This window comes from Pseudoalteromonas sp. J010, assembly GCF_003934235.1.
Classification (GTDB): domain Bacteria; phylum Pseudomonadota; class Gammaproteobacteria; order Enterobacterales; family Alteromonadaceae; genus Pseudoalteromonas; species Pseudoalteromonas peptidolytica.
The window spans coordinates 125,943-139,319 of record NZ_RDBW01000011.1; the positions used below are offsets into that span (position 1 = coordinate 125,943).

At 41.4% G+C, this 13,377-nt stretch carries 20 protein-coding genes; 11 read left to right on the forward strand and 9 right to left on the reverse strand.

What is annotated here, in order from left to right:
- The first annotated feature begins 58 nt into the window (after positions 1-58).
- Both EAG18_RS07405 and EAG18_RS07410 read left to right on the forward strand, forming a co-directional pair.
- Positions 59-2,113 (forward strand): S9 family peptidase, encoded by a 2,055-nt coding sequence (locus EAG18_RS07405; protein WP_125251740.1) that lies wholly within the window; start codon positions 59-61, stop codon positions 2,111-2,113.
- A gap of 60 nt (positions 2,114-2,173) precedes the next feature.
- A complete protein-coding gene (locus tag EAG18_RS07410) occupies positions 2,174-2,719 on the forward strand; it encodes a GNAT family N-acetyltransferase (protein WP_125251741.1) in 546 nt (181 codons plus the stop codon).
- A 35-nt stretch (positions 2,720-2,754) separates the two neighbouring features.
- On the opposite strand, the gene EAG18_RS07415 is transcribed toward EAG18_RS07410, so the two are convergent.
- The 3 genes from EAG18_RS07415 to EAG18_RS07420 all read right to left on the reverse strand — a co-directional run bounded on the left by EAG18_RS07415 (position 2,755) and on the right by EAG18_RS07420 (position 4,232).
- Positions 2,755-3,006, reverse strand: a complete 252-nt coding sequence (locus EAG18_RS07415) for a TIGR03643 family protein (RefSeq protein ID WP_125251742.1) — start codon at positions 3,004-3,006, stop codon at positions 2,755-2,757.
- Positions 3,007-3,066: 60 nt separating this feature from the next.
- A complete protein-coding gene (locus tag EAG18_RS22150; protein WP_185745567.1) occupies positions 3,067-3,225 on the reverse strand; it encodes a hypothetical protein in 159 nt (52 codons plus the stop codon).
- A 125-nt stretch (positions 3,226-3,350) separates the two neighbouring features.
- Positions 3,351-4,232, reverse strand: a complete 882-nt coding sequence (locus EAG18_RS07420; RefSeq protein ID WP_125251743.1) for a LysR family transcriptional regulator — start codon at positions 4,230-4,232, stop codon at positions 3,351-3,353.
- A gap of 124 nt (positions 4,233-4,356) precedes the next feature.
- Here EAG18_RS07420 and EAG18_RS07425 point away from each other — a divergent pair, with 124 nt between their 5' ends.
- The 6 genes from EAG18_RS07425 to EAG18_RS07450 all read left to right on the forward strand — a co-directional run bounded on the left by EAG18_RS07425 (position 4,357) and on the right by EAG18_RS07450 (position 7,680).
- Positions 4,357-4,971 (forward strand): glutathione S-transferase family protein, encoded by a 615-nt coding sequence (locus EAG18_RS07425; RefSeq protein WP_125251744.1) that lies wholly within the window; start codon positions 4,357-4,359, stop codon positions 4,969-4,971.
- Between the two features lie 7 nt (positions 4,972-4,978).
- Positions 4,979-5,347 carry a nuclear transport factor 2 family protein gene (locus EAG18_RS07430; RefSeq protein WP_125251745.1) on the forward strand — a complete coding sequence of 123 codons (369 nt, stop codon included), beginning with the start codon at positions 4,979-4,981 and terminating at the stop codon, positions 5,345-5,347.
- Positions 5,348-5,357: 10 nt separating this feature from the next.
- Complete coding sequence (locus EAG18_RS07435; protein WP_125251746.1) at positions 5,358-5,570, forward strand: 4-oxalocrotonate tautomerase family protein; 213 nt, start codon at positions 5,358-5,360, stop codon at positions 5,568-5,570.
- A 256-nt stretch (positions 5,571-5,826) separates the two neighbouring features.
- Positions 5,827-6,273: an Hsp20 family protein gene (locus tag EAG18_RS07440; RefSeq protein ID WP_125251747.1), complete on the forward strand. Its 447-nt coding sequence runs from the start codon at positions 5,827-5,829 to the stop codon at positions 6,271-6,273.
- A gap of 447 nt (positions 6,274-6,720) precedes the next feature.
- Positions 6,721-7,296: a hypothetical protein gene (locus EAG18_RS07445; protein ID WP_125251748.1), complete on the forward strand. Its 576-nt coding sequence runs from the start codon at positions 6,721-6,723 to the stop codon at positions 7,294-7,296.
- Positions 7,297-7,338: 42 nt separating this feature from the next.
- Positions 7,339-7,680, forward strand: coding sequence for a hypothetical protein (locus tag EAG18_RS07450; protein ID WP_125251749.1), 342 nt, complete (start codon positions 7,339-7,341; stop codon positions 7,678-7,680).
- Positions 7,681-8,120: 440 nt separating this feature from the next.
- Here EAG18_RS07450 and EAG18_RS07455 read toward each other — a convergent pair whose 3' ends face one another.
- The 6 genes from EAG18_RS07455 to EAG18_RS07480 form a co-directional block, all read right to left on the reverse strand.
- The gene (locus EAG18_RS07455; protein WP_125251750.1) at positions 8,121-8,342 is read right to left on the reverse strand and encodes an EF-hand domain-containing protein; all 222 of its coding nucleotides are present in this window, start codon (positions 8,340-8,342) and stop codon (positions 8,121-8,123) included.
- A 57-nt stretch (positions 8,343-8,399) separates the two neighbouring features.
- Positions 8,400-8,621 carry an EF-hand domain-containing protein gene (locus EAG18_RS07460; RefSeq protein WP_125251751.1) on the reverse strand — a complete coding sequence of 74 codons (222 nt, stop codon included), beginning with the start codon at positions 8,619-8,621 and terminating at the stop codon, positions 8,400-8,402.
- A gap of 57 nt (positions 8,622-8,678) precedes the next feature.
- Positions 8,679-8,900, reverse strand: a complete 222-nt coding sequence (locus EAG18_RS07465; protein WP_125251752.1) for an EF-hand domain-containing protein — start codon at positions 8,898-8,900, stop codon at positions 8,679-8,681.
- Positions 8,901-8,957: 57 nt separating this feature from the next.
- A complete protein-coding gene (locus EAG18_RS07470) occupies positions 8,958-9,179 on the reverse strand; it encodes an EF-hand domain-containing protein (RefSeq protein ID WP_125251753.1) in 222 nt (73 codons plus the stop codon).
- A gap of 64 nt (positions 9,180-9,243) precedes the next feature.
- Positions 9,244-9,465, reverse strand: a complete 222-nt coding sequence (locus EAG18_RS07475; RefSeq protein ID WP_125251754.1) for an EF-hand domain-containing protein — start codon at positions 9,463-9,465, stop codon at positions 9,244-9,246.
- Positions 9,466-9,508: 43 nt separating this feature from the next.
- On the reverse strand, positions 9,509-9,730 hold the full coding sequence (locus tag EAG18_RS07480) for an EF-hand domain-containing protein (RefSeq protein WP_010369619.1): 222 nt from the start codon (positions 9,728-9,730) through the stop codon (positions 9,509-9,511).
- 373 nt (positions 9,731-10,103) lie between these two features.
- Here EAG18_RS07480 and EAG18_RS07485 point away from each other — a divergent pair, with 373 nt between their 5' ends.
- Genes EAG18_RS07485 through EAG18_RS07495 form a run of 3 tightly spaced genes read left to right on the forward strand, consistent with a single transcriptional unit; the run spans position 10,104 to position 13,332 of the window.
- Positions 10,104-11,474 carry an ATP-binding protein gene (locus tag EAG18_RS07485; protein ID WP_125251755.1) on the forward strand — a complete coding sequence of 457 codons (1,371 nt, stop codon included), beginning with the start codon at positions 10,104-10,106 and terminating at the stop codon, positions 11,472-11,474.
- The gene (locus tag EAG18_RS07490) at positions 11,471-12,007 is read left to right on the forward strand and encodes a hypothetical protein (RefSeq protein ID WP_125251756.1); all 537 of its coding nucleotides are present in this window, start codon (positions 11,471-11,473) and stop codon (positions 12,005-12,007) included. Before EAG18_RS07485 ends, EAG18_RS07490 begins: the two co-directional genes overlap by 4 nt.
- The gene (locus EAG18_RS07495; protein WP_125251757.1) at positions 12,004-13,332 is read left to right on the forward strand and encodes a sigma-54 dependent transcriptional regulator; all 1,329 of its coding nucleotides are present in this window, start codon (positions 12,004-12,006) and stop codon (positions 13,330-13,332) included. Before EAG18_RS07490 ends, EAG18_RS07495 begins: the two co-directional genes overlap by 4 nt.
- Positions 13,333-13,377: the final 45 nt, after the last annotated feature.

Genomic DNA, 13,377 nt, shown 5'->3' on the forward strand with positions numbered 1-13,377 from the left:
TTTCGTGACAAGTAGAATATCGAAGCTACAACAAGTGAGTAAAAATTCAGGATAAATAATGAAACTACTTAAGTCTGCTTTGGCTTTAGCGATGGGCTTTACCAGCGCTGCTAGCCTAGCTAGTGATACTATCAACATTGAAGATATACCTAAGATCCAGTCGGTAAGTTCAACGTCTGTCAGCCCTAATGGAGAGCTTGTTGCTTTTACACGCTCAGTACCTCGTGAGCTTTACGTTGACAAAAATGGTACAAACTACAACGAACTTTACGTAGTTGATGACGAAGGTGTTGAGCGCCCATTTATCACCGGAAAAGTCAGTATTTCAAGCATTTCTTGGTCGGCCGATGGTCAATTTATTTATTTCCTTACTAAGAAGAAAGAAGATAAGCAACGTGCGCTTTATCGCATCGCCGTGAACGGTGGTGAAGCACAAAAAGTACTTGCGCTAAAAGGCAGAGGGATCTCTTCATATAACCTTAGTCCTGATGGCAAAAAAGTAGCTGTTCTGGCAATGCCAGCCGCTGAGAAATCAGAAAAAGAGCTGAAAAAACTTGGCTTTATGGCTGAAGTATATGAACTGGGTTTAAAAAACAAGCAGCTTCATATTATTGACCTTACGACTTCTGAAAAACCGCTGACCCCAGCGGCTCTTAATATCGAAGGATATGTGAGTGAAATCAACTGGGCTGACGATGCCTCAAAGTTGCTCGTTAAAACTCAGCCAACCGCACTTATCGATGATAAGTACATGAAGTCACAATGGCATGTACTTGATGCGAAAACACAAAAAATCACCACTTCGTTCAAAACAGAAGGTAAGCTTGGCACCGCTGAGTTTTCTCATGATGGTAAATACATCGCGATTTTAGGTGCTGAAGATAAGCACGACCCTGCAACTGGTCGCTTATACCTTGCCGATGCACAAAGCGGTAAAGTAGAAGAGTGGATCCCGAACTTTATGGGTCACATTGGTGATTTTGAATGGTCAAACCGTAAGAACCAGCTAACTTTTATTGCAAACGTAGGTGCTGAAAGCTTTGTAGGCCAAATTAAAGTCGGCTCTAAAAAATACAAGAAGCTTATCAAAGAAGGTAAGTTCATCGCATCGAATCTATCTATCTCTGATTCAGACAAAACCATTGCTCTACGTGCAAACACCGCTAAGCACCCAAATGAAGTGTTTATGATCCGCTCAAGTAAAGCAACTCGCCTATCAAACTCTAACCCATGGTTAGATAACAAGCGCTTTGCAAAGCAAGAGGCTATTAACTTTAAAGCTCGCGATGGCGTTGAAATTGGTGGTGTATTAATTTACCCACTGGATTATCAAGAAGGAACCCGTTACCCATTGATCATGTCAGTGCACGGCGGTCCAGAAAGCCATGATAAAAACGGCTGGCTTACCAGCTATTCTGATCCAGGTCAAATGGGCGCGGCACGCGGCTATGCGGTATTCTATCCAAACTATCGTGGATCAACAGGTAAAGGTGTTGATTACTCAAAGCTTGGCCAAGGTGACTACGCAGGTAAAGAGTTTGACGACTTGGTAGACATGAAAGAATACCTAGTCAATACCGGTTTAGTAGACACTAAGCGCGTTGGTATTACTGGCGGCTCTTACGGTGGTTATGCGTCAGCTTGGGGTGCGACAAAATTAACCGAACACTTTGCAGCAAGCGTGATGTTTGTTGGCGTAACCAACCAGCTGTCTAAGTTTGGTACTACCGACATCTCAAACGAAATGTACTTAGTACACGCTCGTTCTTACCCTTGGGATAAGTGGCAGTGGTACTTAGAGCGCAGCCCAATCTACTGGTCAGGCCAGTCTAAAACGCCATTACTCATCATGCACGGTAAAGATGACCCACGTGTACACCCTGCACAATCTATGGAGCTTTATCGCTACATGAAAGTACAAGGTAAAGACGTACGCCTAGTTTACTACCCAGGTGAAGGTCACGGTAACCGCAAAGTAGCTGCACAGTACGACTATAGCTTACGCTTGATGCGGTGGATGGACAACTACCTAATCGAAGGCAAAAAAGACATGCCAGATTACGAAATTGACCATGCAGCAAAGCTAAAAGCAGTTAAAGACGCGAATAAATAAGCAACTCAGTTTGTTGTGAAGGGCGCTAATTTGCGCCCTTTTTTATCAAGGAAAAAGATATTGCAATTAACTACAATCAAACTCGACACCGAGCGATTCACCCTTAGACCCTTAATCTCACAAGACGCCGAAGCGCTATTTGCCATATTCTCAGACACAGACGTCATGCGATATTGGAACACGCCACCTTGGGATAGCCTCCATGATGCAACGCAATTTATTAAGCAATCACATGAAGATTTGACCACTCAAAAAGCGCTCACATTGGCCATCGTTTCAAAAGGTGATAAAGCATTAATTGGTAAATGTTTACTGTTTAGCTGGGATAAAGAGTCACGTCGAGCCGAGATTGGCTTTGGTATTGCCAAATCTCAATGGGGACAAGGTGTTATTCCAGAAACTGGCACTGCGCTCATTGACTATGCCTTTTCAACACTAAAGTTAAGACGCATTGAGGCGGAAATTGATCCCGCTAATATTGGCTCAGCCAAAGTACTCGCAAAACTTGGGTTTATTAAAGAGGGACATTTGCGCGCTCGCTGGGAAATCGCTGGCGACGTATCAGACTCTGCGTTTTACGGCTTACTTGCAAGCGACCCTCGGTAAAGAAAAGAGTAAAGATCAAAGGTATGGATACAGATTTACCTTTGTTTGTATTGGGTTTTGCAATACCCGCGATTGACCGCTTTGCTTCTAAGTTTAACATGCTTGGTGTTGCGCCCACTTACTCGTTGCCGCCAGAGCTTAAAACTACTGGGTTTTAGGCTGCTACGCATTAGCTTGATCACTTCAGGCTCACTCAGTTCAAACTGTCGTTCGATAGCTTCAAATGGCGTTCTATCTTCCCACGCCATTTCTATGATCCTGGAAATTTCTGAGTCACTAAATTGCACTTACTTAATCTTGTTGTCTTTTAATCGGAACCACAGATACGCATCAAGTGTCAAAAAGGATTAAAAATACTTACGGCCAATCAAGATTGCCATCGCAATGCCGATAGGTAACGTGTACATGATTTGCCCAGATGCAACGCCTACCGCTGCACCAATCCCAACCCCGATAGCCAGCCCCAAACCTATTTTTTCATTGGTATTTTGCTTATCACATTTCATCGACTGTTCCATCATCCAAACCCATAGTTATACCAATTTGACTTAATACCCGCTCAATTTGAAGGAGTAAAACTGGCTACTAGAAAGGCATTAATTATCAGCAACTTAGGATACATAGTCAATAGTCAGTGCCCTTCTCGTTTAAACCAAGCCTGTAAAAACTCGATACACTGAAGTACCGCAGCTGGCACAAATTGGCGTGCTGGATATAGCGCATATAAAGTTAACTTAGGCTTTTTTGCATCCTGTAAAATACTCACAACTTCGCCCTTATCAAGCGCTTCCCTGCAAGCAAATTCAGGTAAAAAACCGACGCCCAAGTGGCTTTTAATTGCTTGCAGCATAAAAAGAACATTATTCACTTTAAGAGGGCCTTTTACTCGCACACCGTCGTCTAGTGGCCATAAATTTTTACGTTTTGAATAACTGTATTCAAAACAATTATGATGCACTAAATCCTGCGCTGAATGGATAGCGGAATGACACTCTAAATACTGTTTTGATGCACATACATGATAAGTAAATCGAGTAATTTCCTTACCTATATAGCTTGAGTCAAACGGGCGACTAGAAGCCCGAAAGCCTAAATCGAACCCCTGCTCTACTAAGTCGACATCCTCATCTCCTAAATGTATTTCGAGGTCGACATCTGGATGCGCTTGCATGAAATCAGCAAACATTGCAGCCAAGTCAGTGATCCCAAGCACCATTGGCACATTTACCTTTAACTTGCCTTTGGGTGCTTGCTGTGACTCTTGAACAAAGGTATCTGCGTCTTCTAACTTATTGAGAATATCTTTTGCCCGTTGCAAATAGCCTTCTCCCACGTGCGTAAGCTGCAAATTACGTGTGGTGCGGTGTATAAGCCGCGCGCCAAGCTCAGCTTCTAGTCGGCTGATCTCCTTACTGACCATGGATTTAGATGTATTGTACTGCTCTGCAACACGAGTAAAACTGCGTACCTCAGTCAGTTTTACAAACATTTCTATCGCTCGTAGCTTGTTCATACTTTCCTTGATAATTGTTTCCACTATGTGAACTCTTGGTTCTCATTGTAGCTATATATCAAACAGCATCAAGTTTATACACTGAGCATATCTTTTAGCCAAGAAGCAAATAAGGAAAGCAACTATGTATACGTTATATTACCTACCGGGTGCTTGCGCGCTAGCAACACAGGTCATACTAAGAGAATTAAAGCAACCCTTTGAACTTGTTGACAAACGCGGTGTAGATAACTTTTTAGCCATTAACCCAACAGGTAAAGTTCCAGTTCTTAACGATAGCGGAAACACGTTAGTAGAAGGAGCAGCAATCCTACTTTATCTACTCAATAAACACGAAAATAACCTTCTTCCTCAAGCTGATGCTTTTCATAAGCAACAAGCAATAGAAAACCTTCTTTTTGCCAATGCCACGATGCACCCAGCTTACAACCGCCTATTTTTTGCTACAGGTGCAATTGCAGATGAGCGTGCACGTCAGCCATTTTTAGAAGCGGCAGCGATTGCCATCAACGAATTATGGATGTTGGTCGAGAAAAAGCTCGAACAGCAAACATTTTTAGGGGGCGATCAAATTTCCGCTGCGGATATCATGCTGGCTGTATATGCACGTTGGGGAGCCTATTTTCCAGTCGATATTATCATTCCCGAAAAAGTACGAAAGATGTTAGCGGCGGTTGAAGCAAGGCCTAGTTTTACCGCCTCGATAGCGGCAGAGCAAGCACACAGCAAAGGCGCATGAGCTTAATATGACTAAGGCTATTTCTAAACAACAAGATTTAGACAAAGTAACCGAGGTTATCCAGCAATATTTTGAAGGGCTACACCAAGGAGATATTAAAAAGCTGGATGTAATTTTTCACGCAGACGCGGTGCTCAAAAGTCCTGGGGTGAGGCGCACTAAATCACAGTGGCTAGATTTGGTTTCATCTCGACAAACGCCCAAAAGCCAAAATGCAGCTTTTAATTACCGTATTTTGTCCGTGGATGTTGTAAACCATCAAGCAATGGTCAAGCTGTATTGCCCTCTGTTTGAACATCACTACATCGACTTTATTGGTTTACTTAAAGAAGATGGACAATGGTGTATCGTCAATAAGATGTACGATGACCTGTAGGAGGTAACCTGTGCCAATCATCAATATTAAAATCACCAAGGAAGACGTTACACCTACTCAGAAACAAGCCTTAATAAAGGGGGCAACTCAGCTTATGGTGGATGTCCTTGATAAAGCGCCGAAAGTTACTTTTGTCGTCATTGAGGAAATTGAAACTGACGACTGGGGGATAGGCTTTGATCAAGTCTCCATGTTGCGACAGCAAACCTTAAGCCCGAAATAATGCACTAAGAAGGAGGCATCAAATGATGCTTCTTTAACCTGCAAAGACATTTTTTTGAAAAAGAACCTTATAAAATTCAGGTAAATAAAAATTTTTTTTAAAAAGTTTCTTGAAAAGTATTTGCTTCGTCCATAGATAGTATTGTGAGGACGCCGACAGGGTCCCAACCCAAACTAAGTAAATGTTTTATATACTATTTATTGGCTTTAATTGAAGCAATAAATAGCTTAATTATCGCTTTATGAGGATACAAATTATGCGTACAGTAGACCTATCTCCACTTTATCGTTCATTCATCGGTTTTGACCATTTAGCACAATTAATGGATGCGGCATCACGCAACGAAAAGCAGCCAAGCTTTCCGCCATATAATATCGAAGCTACCGGTGAAGACAAATACCAAATTACCATGGCTGTTGCTGGATTTACCGAGCAAGAGCTTAGCCTTGAGTCAGAAAACAACACCCTGACAGTCAAAGGTGAAAAGCAAAACAAAGAAGACAAAGCCGATCGTAAGTTTATTCACCAAGGTATCGCAGAGCGTAACTTTGAACGTAAATTCCAACTTGGTGACCACGTAAAGGTGATTGGCGCAGGACTTGAAAACGGCCTACTATTTATTGACCTTGAGCGCGAAATTCCTGAAGCACTCAAGCCAAGAAAGATTGAAATTGGCAAAGGTGCACTCATCGAAAATAAATAATCGATTGAGCTCCCCCCCTGTTTTTACATGATGTCACGTTTCCAAGTCGCCCTCGGGCGACTTTTTTGTTTTGAATAATTGAGCTTTATTACATCGATTTTACAAAGTAAATTAATTATACCAATTAGCCTTAATACTGGCTCAACATAGAACGAGGGACTAGCTTTAGCAATAAGTATAGGTATTGCTACTCCTTGTTTTCGAATAATAATTTGTCAACACGGCTAGCACTCTATCTCATCCTCAAGTTAGTTAGATGGTTGATCCTATTAGTGTTACGCCCTCCTTCATTACAATTCTCTAGTTAGTAAACCGAATGGTTAAATCTACCGACTGGTGGTAGTTAGCTAAAAATAGAGCACTAAGTGAGCATATAACTGGCATAACCGTGATTGTGATGTACACTTATTGACCACGTGGTGATACTCATTTTTGGAGTTTATAACTATGGAAGGCGCAATTTTTCTTTTATTCGTTATATTGACCTCAGTAGCAATAGTCTCTGCTATGGTTAAAGCCGATGAGCAGAATCAACACAGAGAGAGAGTTAAGCGATTTGAAGCCTTCATGGATGATGTTGCCAACAAATCGTTCGACTTCGTCGTCAATATAAAAGGTGATCTAAACGGTGTCATTGCTCTAGGGGATATCGTTATAAAAAACTCATTCAACAAAATTGAAGAGCACAATAAAGTACTGGCAGCAGCCGTCGGCGAAGTCGGAAACGTCATAAAAGCAGAAGAAAAACTGACAAGTGAGAAGAAAAACGAAGTTTACGAGGCATTTAAGAGACTGGTTGCATCCTTGACCACTGAGAATAAGCAGCTCGTTAACAACAATTGGCAAAACTTTTTGACTAAATACCCTGAAATTAATAAAGACCTTACAGCATATCTAATCTTAGAGAAGACAGTTAAAACTATTAGCTGCGGATTAAAACCTGAAAACCTGTATATCGACGAGCACTCATCTTTTTCCTGTAATAATGATTTTGGTGGCGACTCTGGTAGTTGGGGCCACTAAATAGTTAAATTTGGCGGTATAATAAAATGGAGTAATTCTATAATGGTAGGTAATGTAAGGATCAATATTGGTGGTAATCAATCGGGTACTATCGTCATGGGTAACTACATCGTAAAAGACTCATATAATAAGTTACTTGATAACGATGAGGCTGTAGCAGAGGCAATTTCTGTCATAGACGACCACATCGGTAATAATTATCAGGGTTCAGAAAATGAAGCTGCAATTAAAGATATATTTCAACAGCTTCAAAATGGCATAGCCAATAAGCATGACGCCCACATTTTAAAGGTCTTCTGGGATGGACTAATCACCTTGACCCCGACCGTTAACACCTTAACTAATGCAGTTTCAACCATTACAAATCTATTCACTAGTAAGTGATTGCCCTTACTGACTGGCATGTTTATATTTATACATACTAGTTCAGATTGCGCTGCGTCCAAAAGTTCAAAATGCAGCTTTAAGCAAGTGCAACAATTGTGACAAACAAAAAAAGCTTGGCTGTTAAGCCAAGCTTTGGGTGCGGTGCGAATAACCGCCATACTCTTACCGACTCTTATCCTTCAGTCAACTTCCCTAATGACATCCAAACTCTCAATTTGGAGCTCAAAGATTCTGATAGCGATGCCTCGCTGTAAGTATTCCTTTATACCAGTTTGTTTAAACTTGCCCGAAAAAAGGCGCTTAGTTGAACAAATCAGTAATATTGTCAGTTACTCAACAATCATCATAATCTTTGAACTCTATTCCCTGCTCCCTGACATCAGCTCCTTTTCCTCTGTCACTCCCTTGCGCAGGTAAATCTACTTCTCGAACTCTAATTATCCTTTAAAGTTTGCGAACTCTGTTGTGCTTAGCTCGCCATTTGCATCAGCGTCTAATTCTTTAAATTGCTCTGCAAGTGCCGTGTGTGCTTGTGCTTCACTCATGCTGATTGTGCCGCTTTGATCTGTATCTAGCGCTGCGAAGTCTTCACTCGCCATTGCATTAACAGACGCGAAAGATAAACCTGTGATTGAAAGTGCAATTAGTACGTTTTTCATCATTTATTCCTCAAAAAATGTAAATACTGTTCGTTTTATAAAATTGGAGGCTATTGATTAGCCTTTAAAATTTGCGAATTCTGTTTCGCTTAGCTCGCCATTAGCATCAGCGTCTAGTGCTTTAAATTGCTCTGCAAGTGCAGTGTGCGCTTGTGCTTCACTCATGCTGATTGTGCCGCTTTGATCTGTATCTAACGCTGCGAATTCTTCACCCGCCATAGCATTAACAGACGCGAAAGATAAACCTGTGATTGATAGTGCAATTAGTACGTTTTTCATCATTTGTTCCTCAAAAATTTTAAATACGGTTCGTTTTATAAAATTGGAAGCTATTAGTTAGCCTTTAAAGTTTGCGAACTCTGTTGTGCTTAGCTCGCCATTTGCATCAGCGTCTAGTGCTTTAAATTGCTCTGCAAGTACCGTGTGTGCTTGTGCTTCGCTCATGCTGATTGTGCCGCTTTGATCTGTATCTAGCGCTGCGAAGTCTTCACTCGCCATTGCATTAACAGACGCGAAAGATAAACCTGAGATTGATAGTGCAATTAGTACGTTTTTCATGATTTATTCCTCAAAAAATGTAAATACTGTTCGTTTTATAAAATTGGAGGCTTTTAGTTAGCCTTTAAAGTTTGCGAATTCTGATTCACTTAACTCGCCGTCAGCATTACCGTCTAGCTGAGTGAATTGCTCAACAAGATTTGGATTCACCTTTGCTTCGCTCATGTTAATTGTGCCGCTGCCATCGGCATCGTATTTAGCAAAGTCGTCACCGGCCATCGCATTAACCGACGCCATTGATAGACCAGCAAGGGATACTGCTACTAGTAAATTTTTCATCATATTCTCCTTAAATTCCGTCTTGGTGGAGAGTCCGAAGACTCACCGATACTAAACTTTCAAATTAGCCTTCAAAGTGCTCGTACTCTGACTCGCTCAGCTCGCCATTACCGTCGACATCAAGTGTCTTGAATTGCTCAGCCAACTTAGGGTTAACCTGCGCCTCACTCATGCTGATTGTGCCGCTGCCATCGTTGTCGTACTTTTCGAAGTCATCCATCGCCATTGCCGATGCTGAAACCAATGTCGTACCTGTGATTGATAGTGCTACTAGTAAATTTTTCATGATCTTCTCCTTAACGATTAAAGTGATGTGATAACTCGGCAAATTAACCTTCGTAGTTATCAAATTCTGCTTGGCTTAGTTGACCGTCTTGGTCTGCGTCTAGCTCGTTAAATTGAGCAAGAAGGCCTTCATCTGCTTTTGCTTCTTCAATAGAGATGTAACCATCACCATTCATGTCTAGTTTGTCGAAATCAGTGTTTGCATGTGCACCTACTGATGCCAAAGTCATTACTGCTGCTGATACTGCGATTGCTAGATTTTTCATCGTGTCTACCTCATAAGACTAAAAACTAATTTCTGTGTTAACCGTTTTGCTATTAAAGCTAAAACTGATTTTGCATTTGTTTTTGCGTTTCGTTTTTCGCTTTCGAGATAACTATTCCAACTTTGATGCCAAAATTAAAAAAGCAATATTTATCAGATAGTTAAAGAAGTTTGCTTGGAAAGGTTAAGGTTGGATTAAGGCCAACTGTTGCTAAATGGCAACAGCTGAAGGTATGGAAAATAAAAAGTCTTTATTTCTCTGAGTGTTAGGTTGTCGCATCTTTGCAACAACGCCACTTTTTCACACTAAGTTTTACAAACCGAACAGCGCTACTTGGTCAAAATTAATTCACCTTTTGGAAGGGTTTGGTATCGTGAAAAAAATTTTTTCTCAGTCTTTACAAAAACAGGCACTTATTGCCATGTTTATTGGTGTGCTTCCAATACTCACACTGACTTTGTGGTACGCCCAAGCACTGTCCAAAAACCAACAAAAAACGCAGGGTATTTATAATAAAAATCAAAAGCTTATTCTTGAATACAATTTTGTAAAAGCAGATATCAGTGCGCTTGAAAAAGCACTGCAAAATAATCAGCTGCTGCAAAGTGAAACACTGCAAGACAGCATCGAGCAGAAGTGGCAAAACACCAAAAAGCGTATTCAATTATTAAAAATAAACCTACCCGATTCGCTGTTTGTTGCTAAATGGCGACAATTCGCGCCAGATGAAATCAATGCCACCTCAAAAGCTGAAGAGTTTCAGCGATTGGTTAAAGTGCTTAATCAATTCGAGGAAAGCTTTCAGCAAACACTGAATAAGCGCTTATCAGATCAAGAAGCCCATTTCGTGCAGCTGCAAACATGGTTTATGTTTGGCCTCATCATCCTGCTACCCACCCTTATCGTGATCAGTATCTTTTTGATCAACCGGATTTGTCAGCAGCTTAATCAGGTAGAGTCTGCGGTATCTGAGGTGGGTAAAGGTAATTTTGATAAGTCGGTAGAACTTTCTGGTAGTCATGAGTTACAGCAACTGGGCGACAGGTTAAATTGGTTAAGGCTCGAACTTAAACGCATTCAACAACAAAAAGAAACTTTCTTGCGCCATGTTACTCATGAGCTTAAAACCCCTTTAGCATCACTAAACGAGGGAAGCAGCTTGTTAAATAGTGGATTGCTTGGAGCTGTTAATCCAAAGCAGCAACGTATTCTCACCATAATGGAAAACTCTGTTGCAAAGCTTGGATCGCTGATCGACGATTTACTCAGCTATAGCGCGGCCAGTCACCCTGATAGCCTACATCACGACGCCGAAATGAATCTTATCCAAAAAGAAGTCTCAACGCATCTTAGCGATAAGCTAGGAAAGACTGATGTAATAGTGAACTGGCAAAACCATAATGACCTAAAAGTGCCTTATCTTCCCTGCAAATTAGTGTTAACTCAGCTAGTGAGCAATGCCATCGATCACGCTAAAAGTAATGTCACTATTTCAATTAAAGAGCAAAATGGCGAAGTATTGTTGATAGTCCGTGACGACGGTGATGGCATCGACATTAATGAAGCAGATTCATTATTCCAGCCATTTGTTCGTGGTGAGAAAAATAAAAATAATAATGGCAGTGGCTTAGGTTTAGCCATTGTCTCTGAGTGTGTGAAGCAATTAAAAGGCTATGTGAAATGGCTATCAGTAGAATCTGGCGCCAGTATTCAAGTCGCCTTTCCAAAAAGGGATCCAAAATGAAATACATCGCATTAAGTATCATGCTATTTTTGCTCAGTGGTTGTGCCACAACGGAGCATAACGTCGAGCAAACAAAGCAGTTTATTGGCCCTGTGAAAACAGAAACTAGCGCTAGATTTGTGCCTTTAACTGAGGTGATCAAAGCCTTAGTCAGTCAATGCGCCCAAAAACATAACGTGACATTTAACCAATACTATAAAGGTGCGCAGCACTTACAAGGCTTTATTCACACCTATTGCGGTACAGACTCAACCACCAAGCAACTTAAAGCCATTGAAGCGCTAAGACTACAAGATTATTGGCCGGAAGATTATAACATTTGGTTTGAATCATTAGCTTGGCATACTCAAAACCTTCGTGAGCAAAAAATCAGCAATTATTACGCTGACAATAAAGCACAACAGCACAAAGCACAATTGCTACAAACACAGAAGCAGCTTGCTGAGCTGAAACAAAAGTTGGCAGACATAGAAACTCAACGTCTGAAAACCGATCTATCTGAAACCCCATCACTTGAGGAGGATGTACTATGAGTCAAATACAACAGGGTGCAAAGTTGCTTTTAGTAGATGACGATACGTCTTTGACAGAGCTGCTGGCGATACGGTTAGAAAGCCATGGATACGAAGTTGAAGTAGCGCATCGTGGTACGCAAGCATTAAACATCCTCAAACAAATGCCCATTGACTTGGTTATCACAGACCTAAAGATGGCGCACATGAACGGCTTTGAACTTAATGAACAGATCAAAAAACACTATACAGGAATGCCCGTTGTGATGATGACCGCTCATGGCTCAATTCCAGATGCTGTCGACGCTATGCAACAAGGCTTTGTCAGCTTTTTAACCAAACCCATTGACTCTCAGCAAATGCTTGATGTCATCAATGAGGCGCTTGCTGGAAAAGTAAGAACAGCGCAGACTTCAGATCCTAACAACTTTCATGGCTTGTTGTTTCAAAGCGCCTCAATGCGCCAGTTAGTACAGCAAATTCAAGCACTTGCCAGCAGTAACGCAAACATCCTGATCCAAGGCGAGAGCGGTACTGGTAAAGAGGTGACGGCAAAAGCGATCCATCTGGCAAGTAATCAATCTCAAGGGCCTTTTATCGCGATAAACTGTGGTGCAATGCCTGCCCACCTTTTAGAGTCAGAGTTATTTGGCCATAAAAAAGGAGCATTTACTGGCGCTGTGAGCGACAAAGAAGGTTTAGTACAAGCCGCCGATGGCGGCACCTTATTCCTCGACGAAATTGGTGATATGCCGCTTGATTTGCAAGTTAAACTACTGCGTGTTTTACAAGAGCGAACCGTTCGTCCGGTGGGCGGCCAAACCGAGCATAAGGTCAATGTTCGTTTTGTCTCTGCAAGCCATAAGAACATTCAAAGCGCCGTTGCGGAAAAGCAATTTCGTGAAGATTTATACTACCGACTAAATGTAGTGTCCGTTGAGATCCCAAGCCTACGAGAAAGATTAGAGGATATTCCGCTGCTTGCATCACGTTTCTTAAGTGCTCTTAGCGATGGCGAAAAGCAATTTAACCAACAAAGTATTACGCACTTGTTGAATTACCATTGGCCGGGCAACATCCGTCAGCTCCATAATATTGTAGAGCACTGTGTCGCCATCACCCCAGGTAAAGTGATAACCGAAGATATTGTACAAAAAGCCTTACCAAAAGATTGTGCGCAAAATGCTTTTACTGGGTTGAACGAAGCTAAACGTCAATTTGAATATGACTACATTCAAAAAGTACTCGCGCTTTGTGAGGGGAATGTCTCAGAAGCTGCAAAACTTGCACAACGAAATCGCTCTGATTTTTATAAATTACTTAAAAAACACGAGATCCAATGCTAAACCTATTTATAGGGGAAGATAAAATTATGCCTCACACGGTCGGAT

Coding starts and splice junctions, on each gene's coding strand:
- EAG18_RS07490 (WP_125251756.1), top strand. CDS start 11,471: ATGAAATACATCGCATTAAGTATCATGCTATTTTTGCTCAGTGGTTGT.
- EAG18_RS22150 (WP_185745567.1), bottom strand. CDS start 3,225: ATGAAATGTGATAAGCAAAATACCAATGAAAAAATAGGTTTGGGGCTG.
- EAG18_RS07470 (WP_125251753.1), bottom strand. CDS start 9,179: ATGAAAAATTTACTAGTAGCAGTATCCCTTGCTGGTCTATCAATGGCG.
- EAG18_RS07465 (WP_125251752.1), bottom strand. CDS start 8,900: ATGAAAAACGTACTAATTGCACTATCAATCTCAGGTTTATCTTTCGCG.
- EAG18_RS07460 (WP_125251751.1), bottom strand. CDS start 8,621: ATGAAAAACGTACTAATTGCACTATCAATCACAGGTTTATCTTTCGCG.
- EAG18_RS07450 (WP_125251749.1), top strand. CDS start 7,339: ATGGTAGGTAATGTAAGGATCAATATTGGTGGTAATCAATCGGGTACT.
- EAG18_RS07440 (WP_125251747.1), top strand. CDS start 5,827: ATGCGTACAGTAGACCTATCTCCACTTTATCGTTCATTCATCGGTTTT.
- EAG18_RS07480 (WP_010369619.1), bottom strand. CDS start 9,730: ATGAAAAATCTAGCAATCGCAGTATCAGCAGCAGTAATGACTTTGGCA.
- EAG18_RS07445 (WP_125251748.1), top strand. CDS start 6,721: ATGGAAGGCGCAATTTTTCTTTTATTCGTTATATTGACCTCAGTAGCA.
- EAG18_RS07455 (WP_125251750.1), bottom strand. CDS start 8,342: ATGAAAAACGTACTAATTGCACTTTCAATCACAGGTTTATCTTTCGCG.
- EAG18_RS07405 (WP_125251740.1), top strand. CDS start 59: ATGAAACTACTTAAGTCTGCTTTGGCTTTAGCGATGGGCTTTACCAGC.
- EAG18_RS07425 (WP_125251744.1), top strand. CDS start 4,357: ATGTATACGTTATATTACCTACCGGGTGCTTGCGCGCTAGCAACACAG.
- EAG18_RS07420 (WP_125251743.1), bottom strand. CDS start 4,232: ATGAACAAGCTACGAGCGATAGAAATGTTTGTAAAACTGACTGAGGTA.
- EAG18_RS07430 (WP_125251745.1), top strand. CDS start 4,979: ATGACTAAGGCTATTTCTAAACAACAAGATTTAGACAAAGTAACCGAG.
- EAG18_RS07475 (WP_125251754.1), bottom strand. CDS start 9,465: ATGAAAAATTTACTAGTAGCACTATCAATCACAGGTACGACATTGGTT.
- EAG18_RS07495 (WP_125251757.1), top strand. CDS start 12,004: ATGAGTCAAATACAACAGGGTGCAAAGTTGCTTTTAGTAGATGACGAT.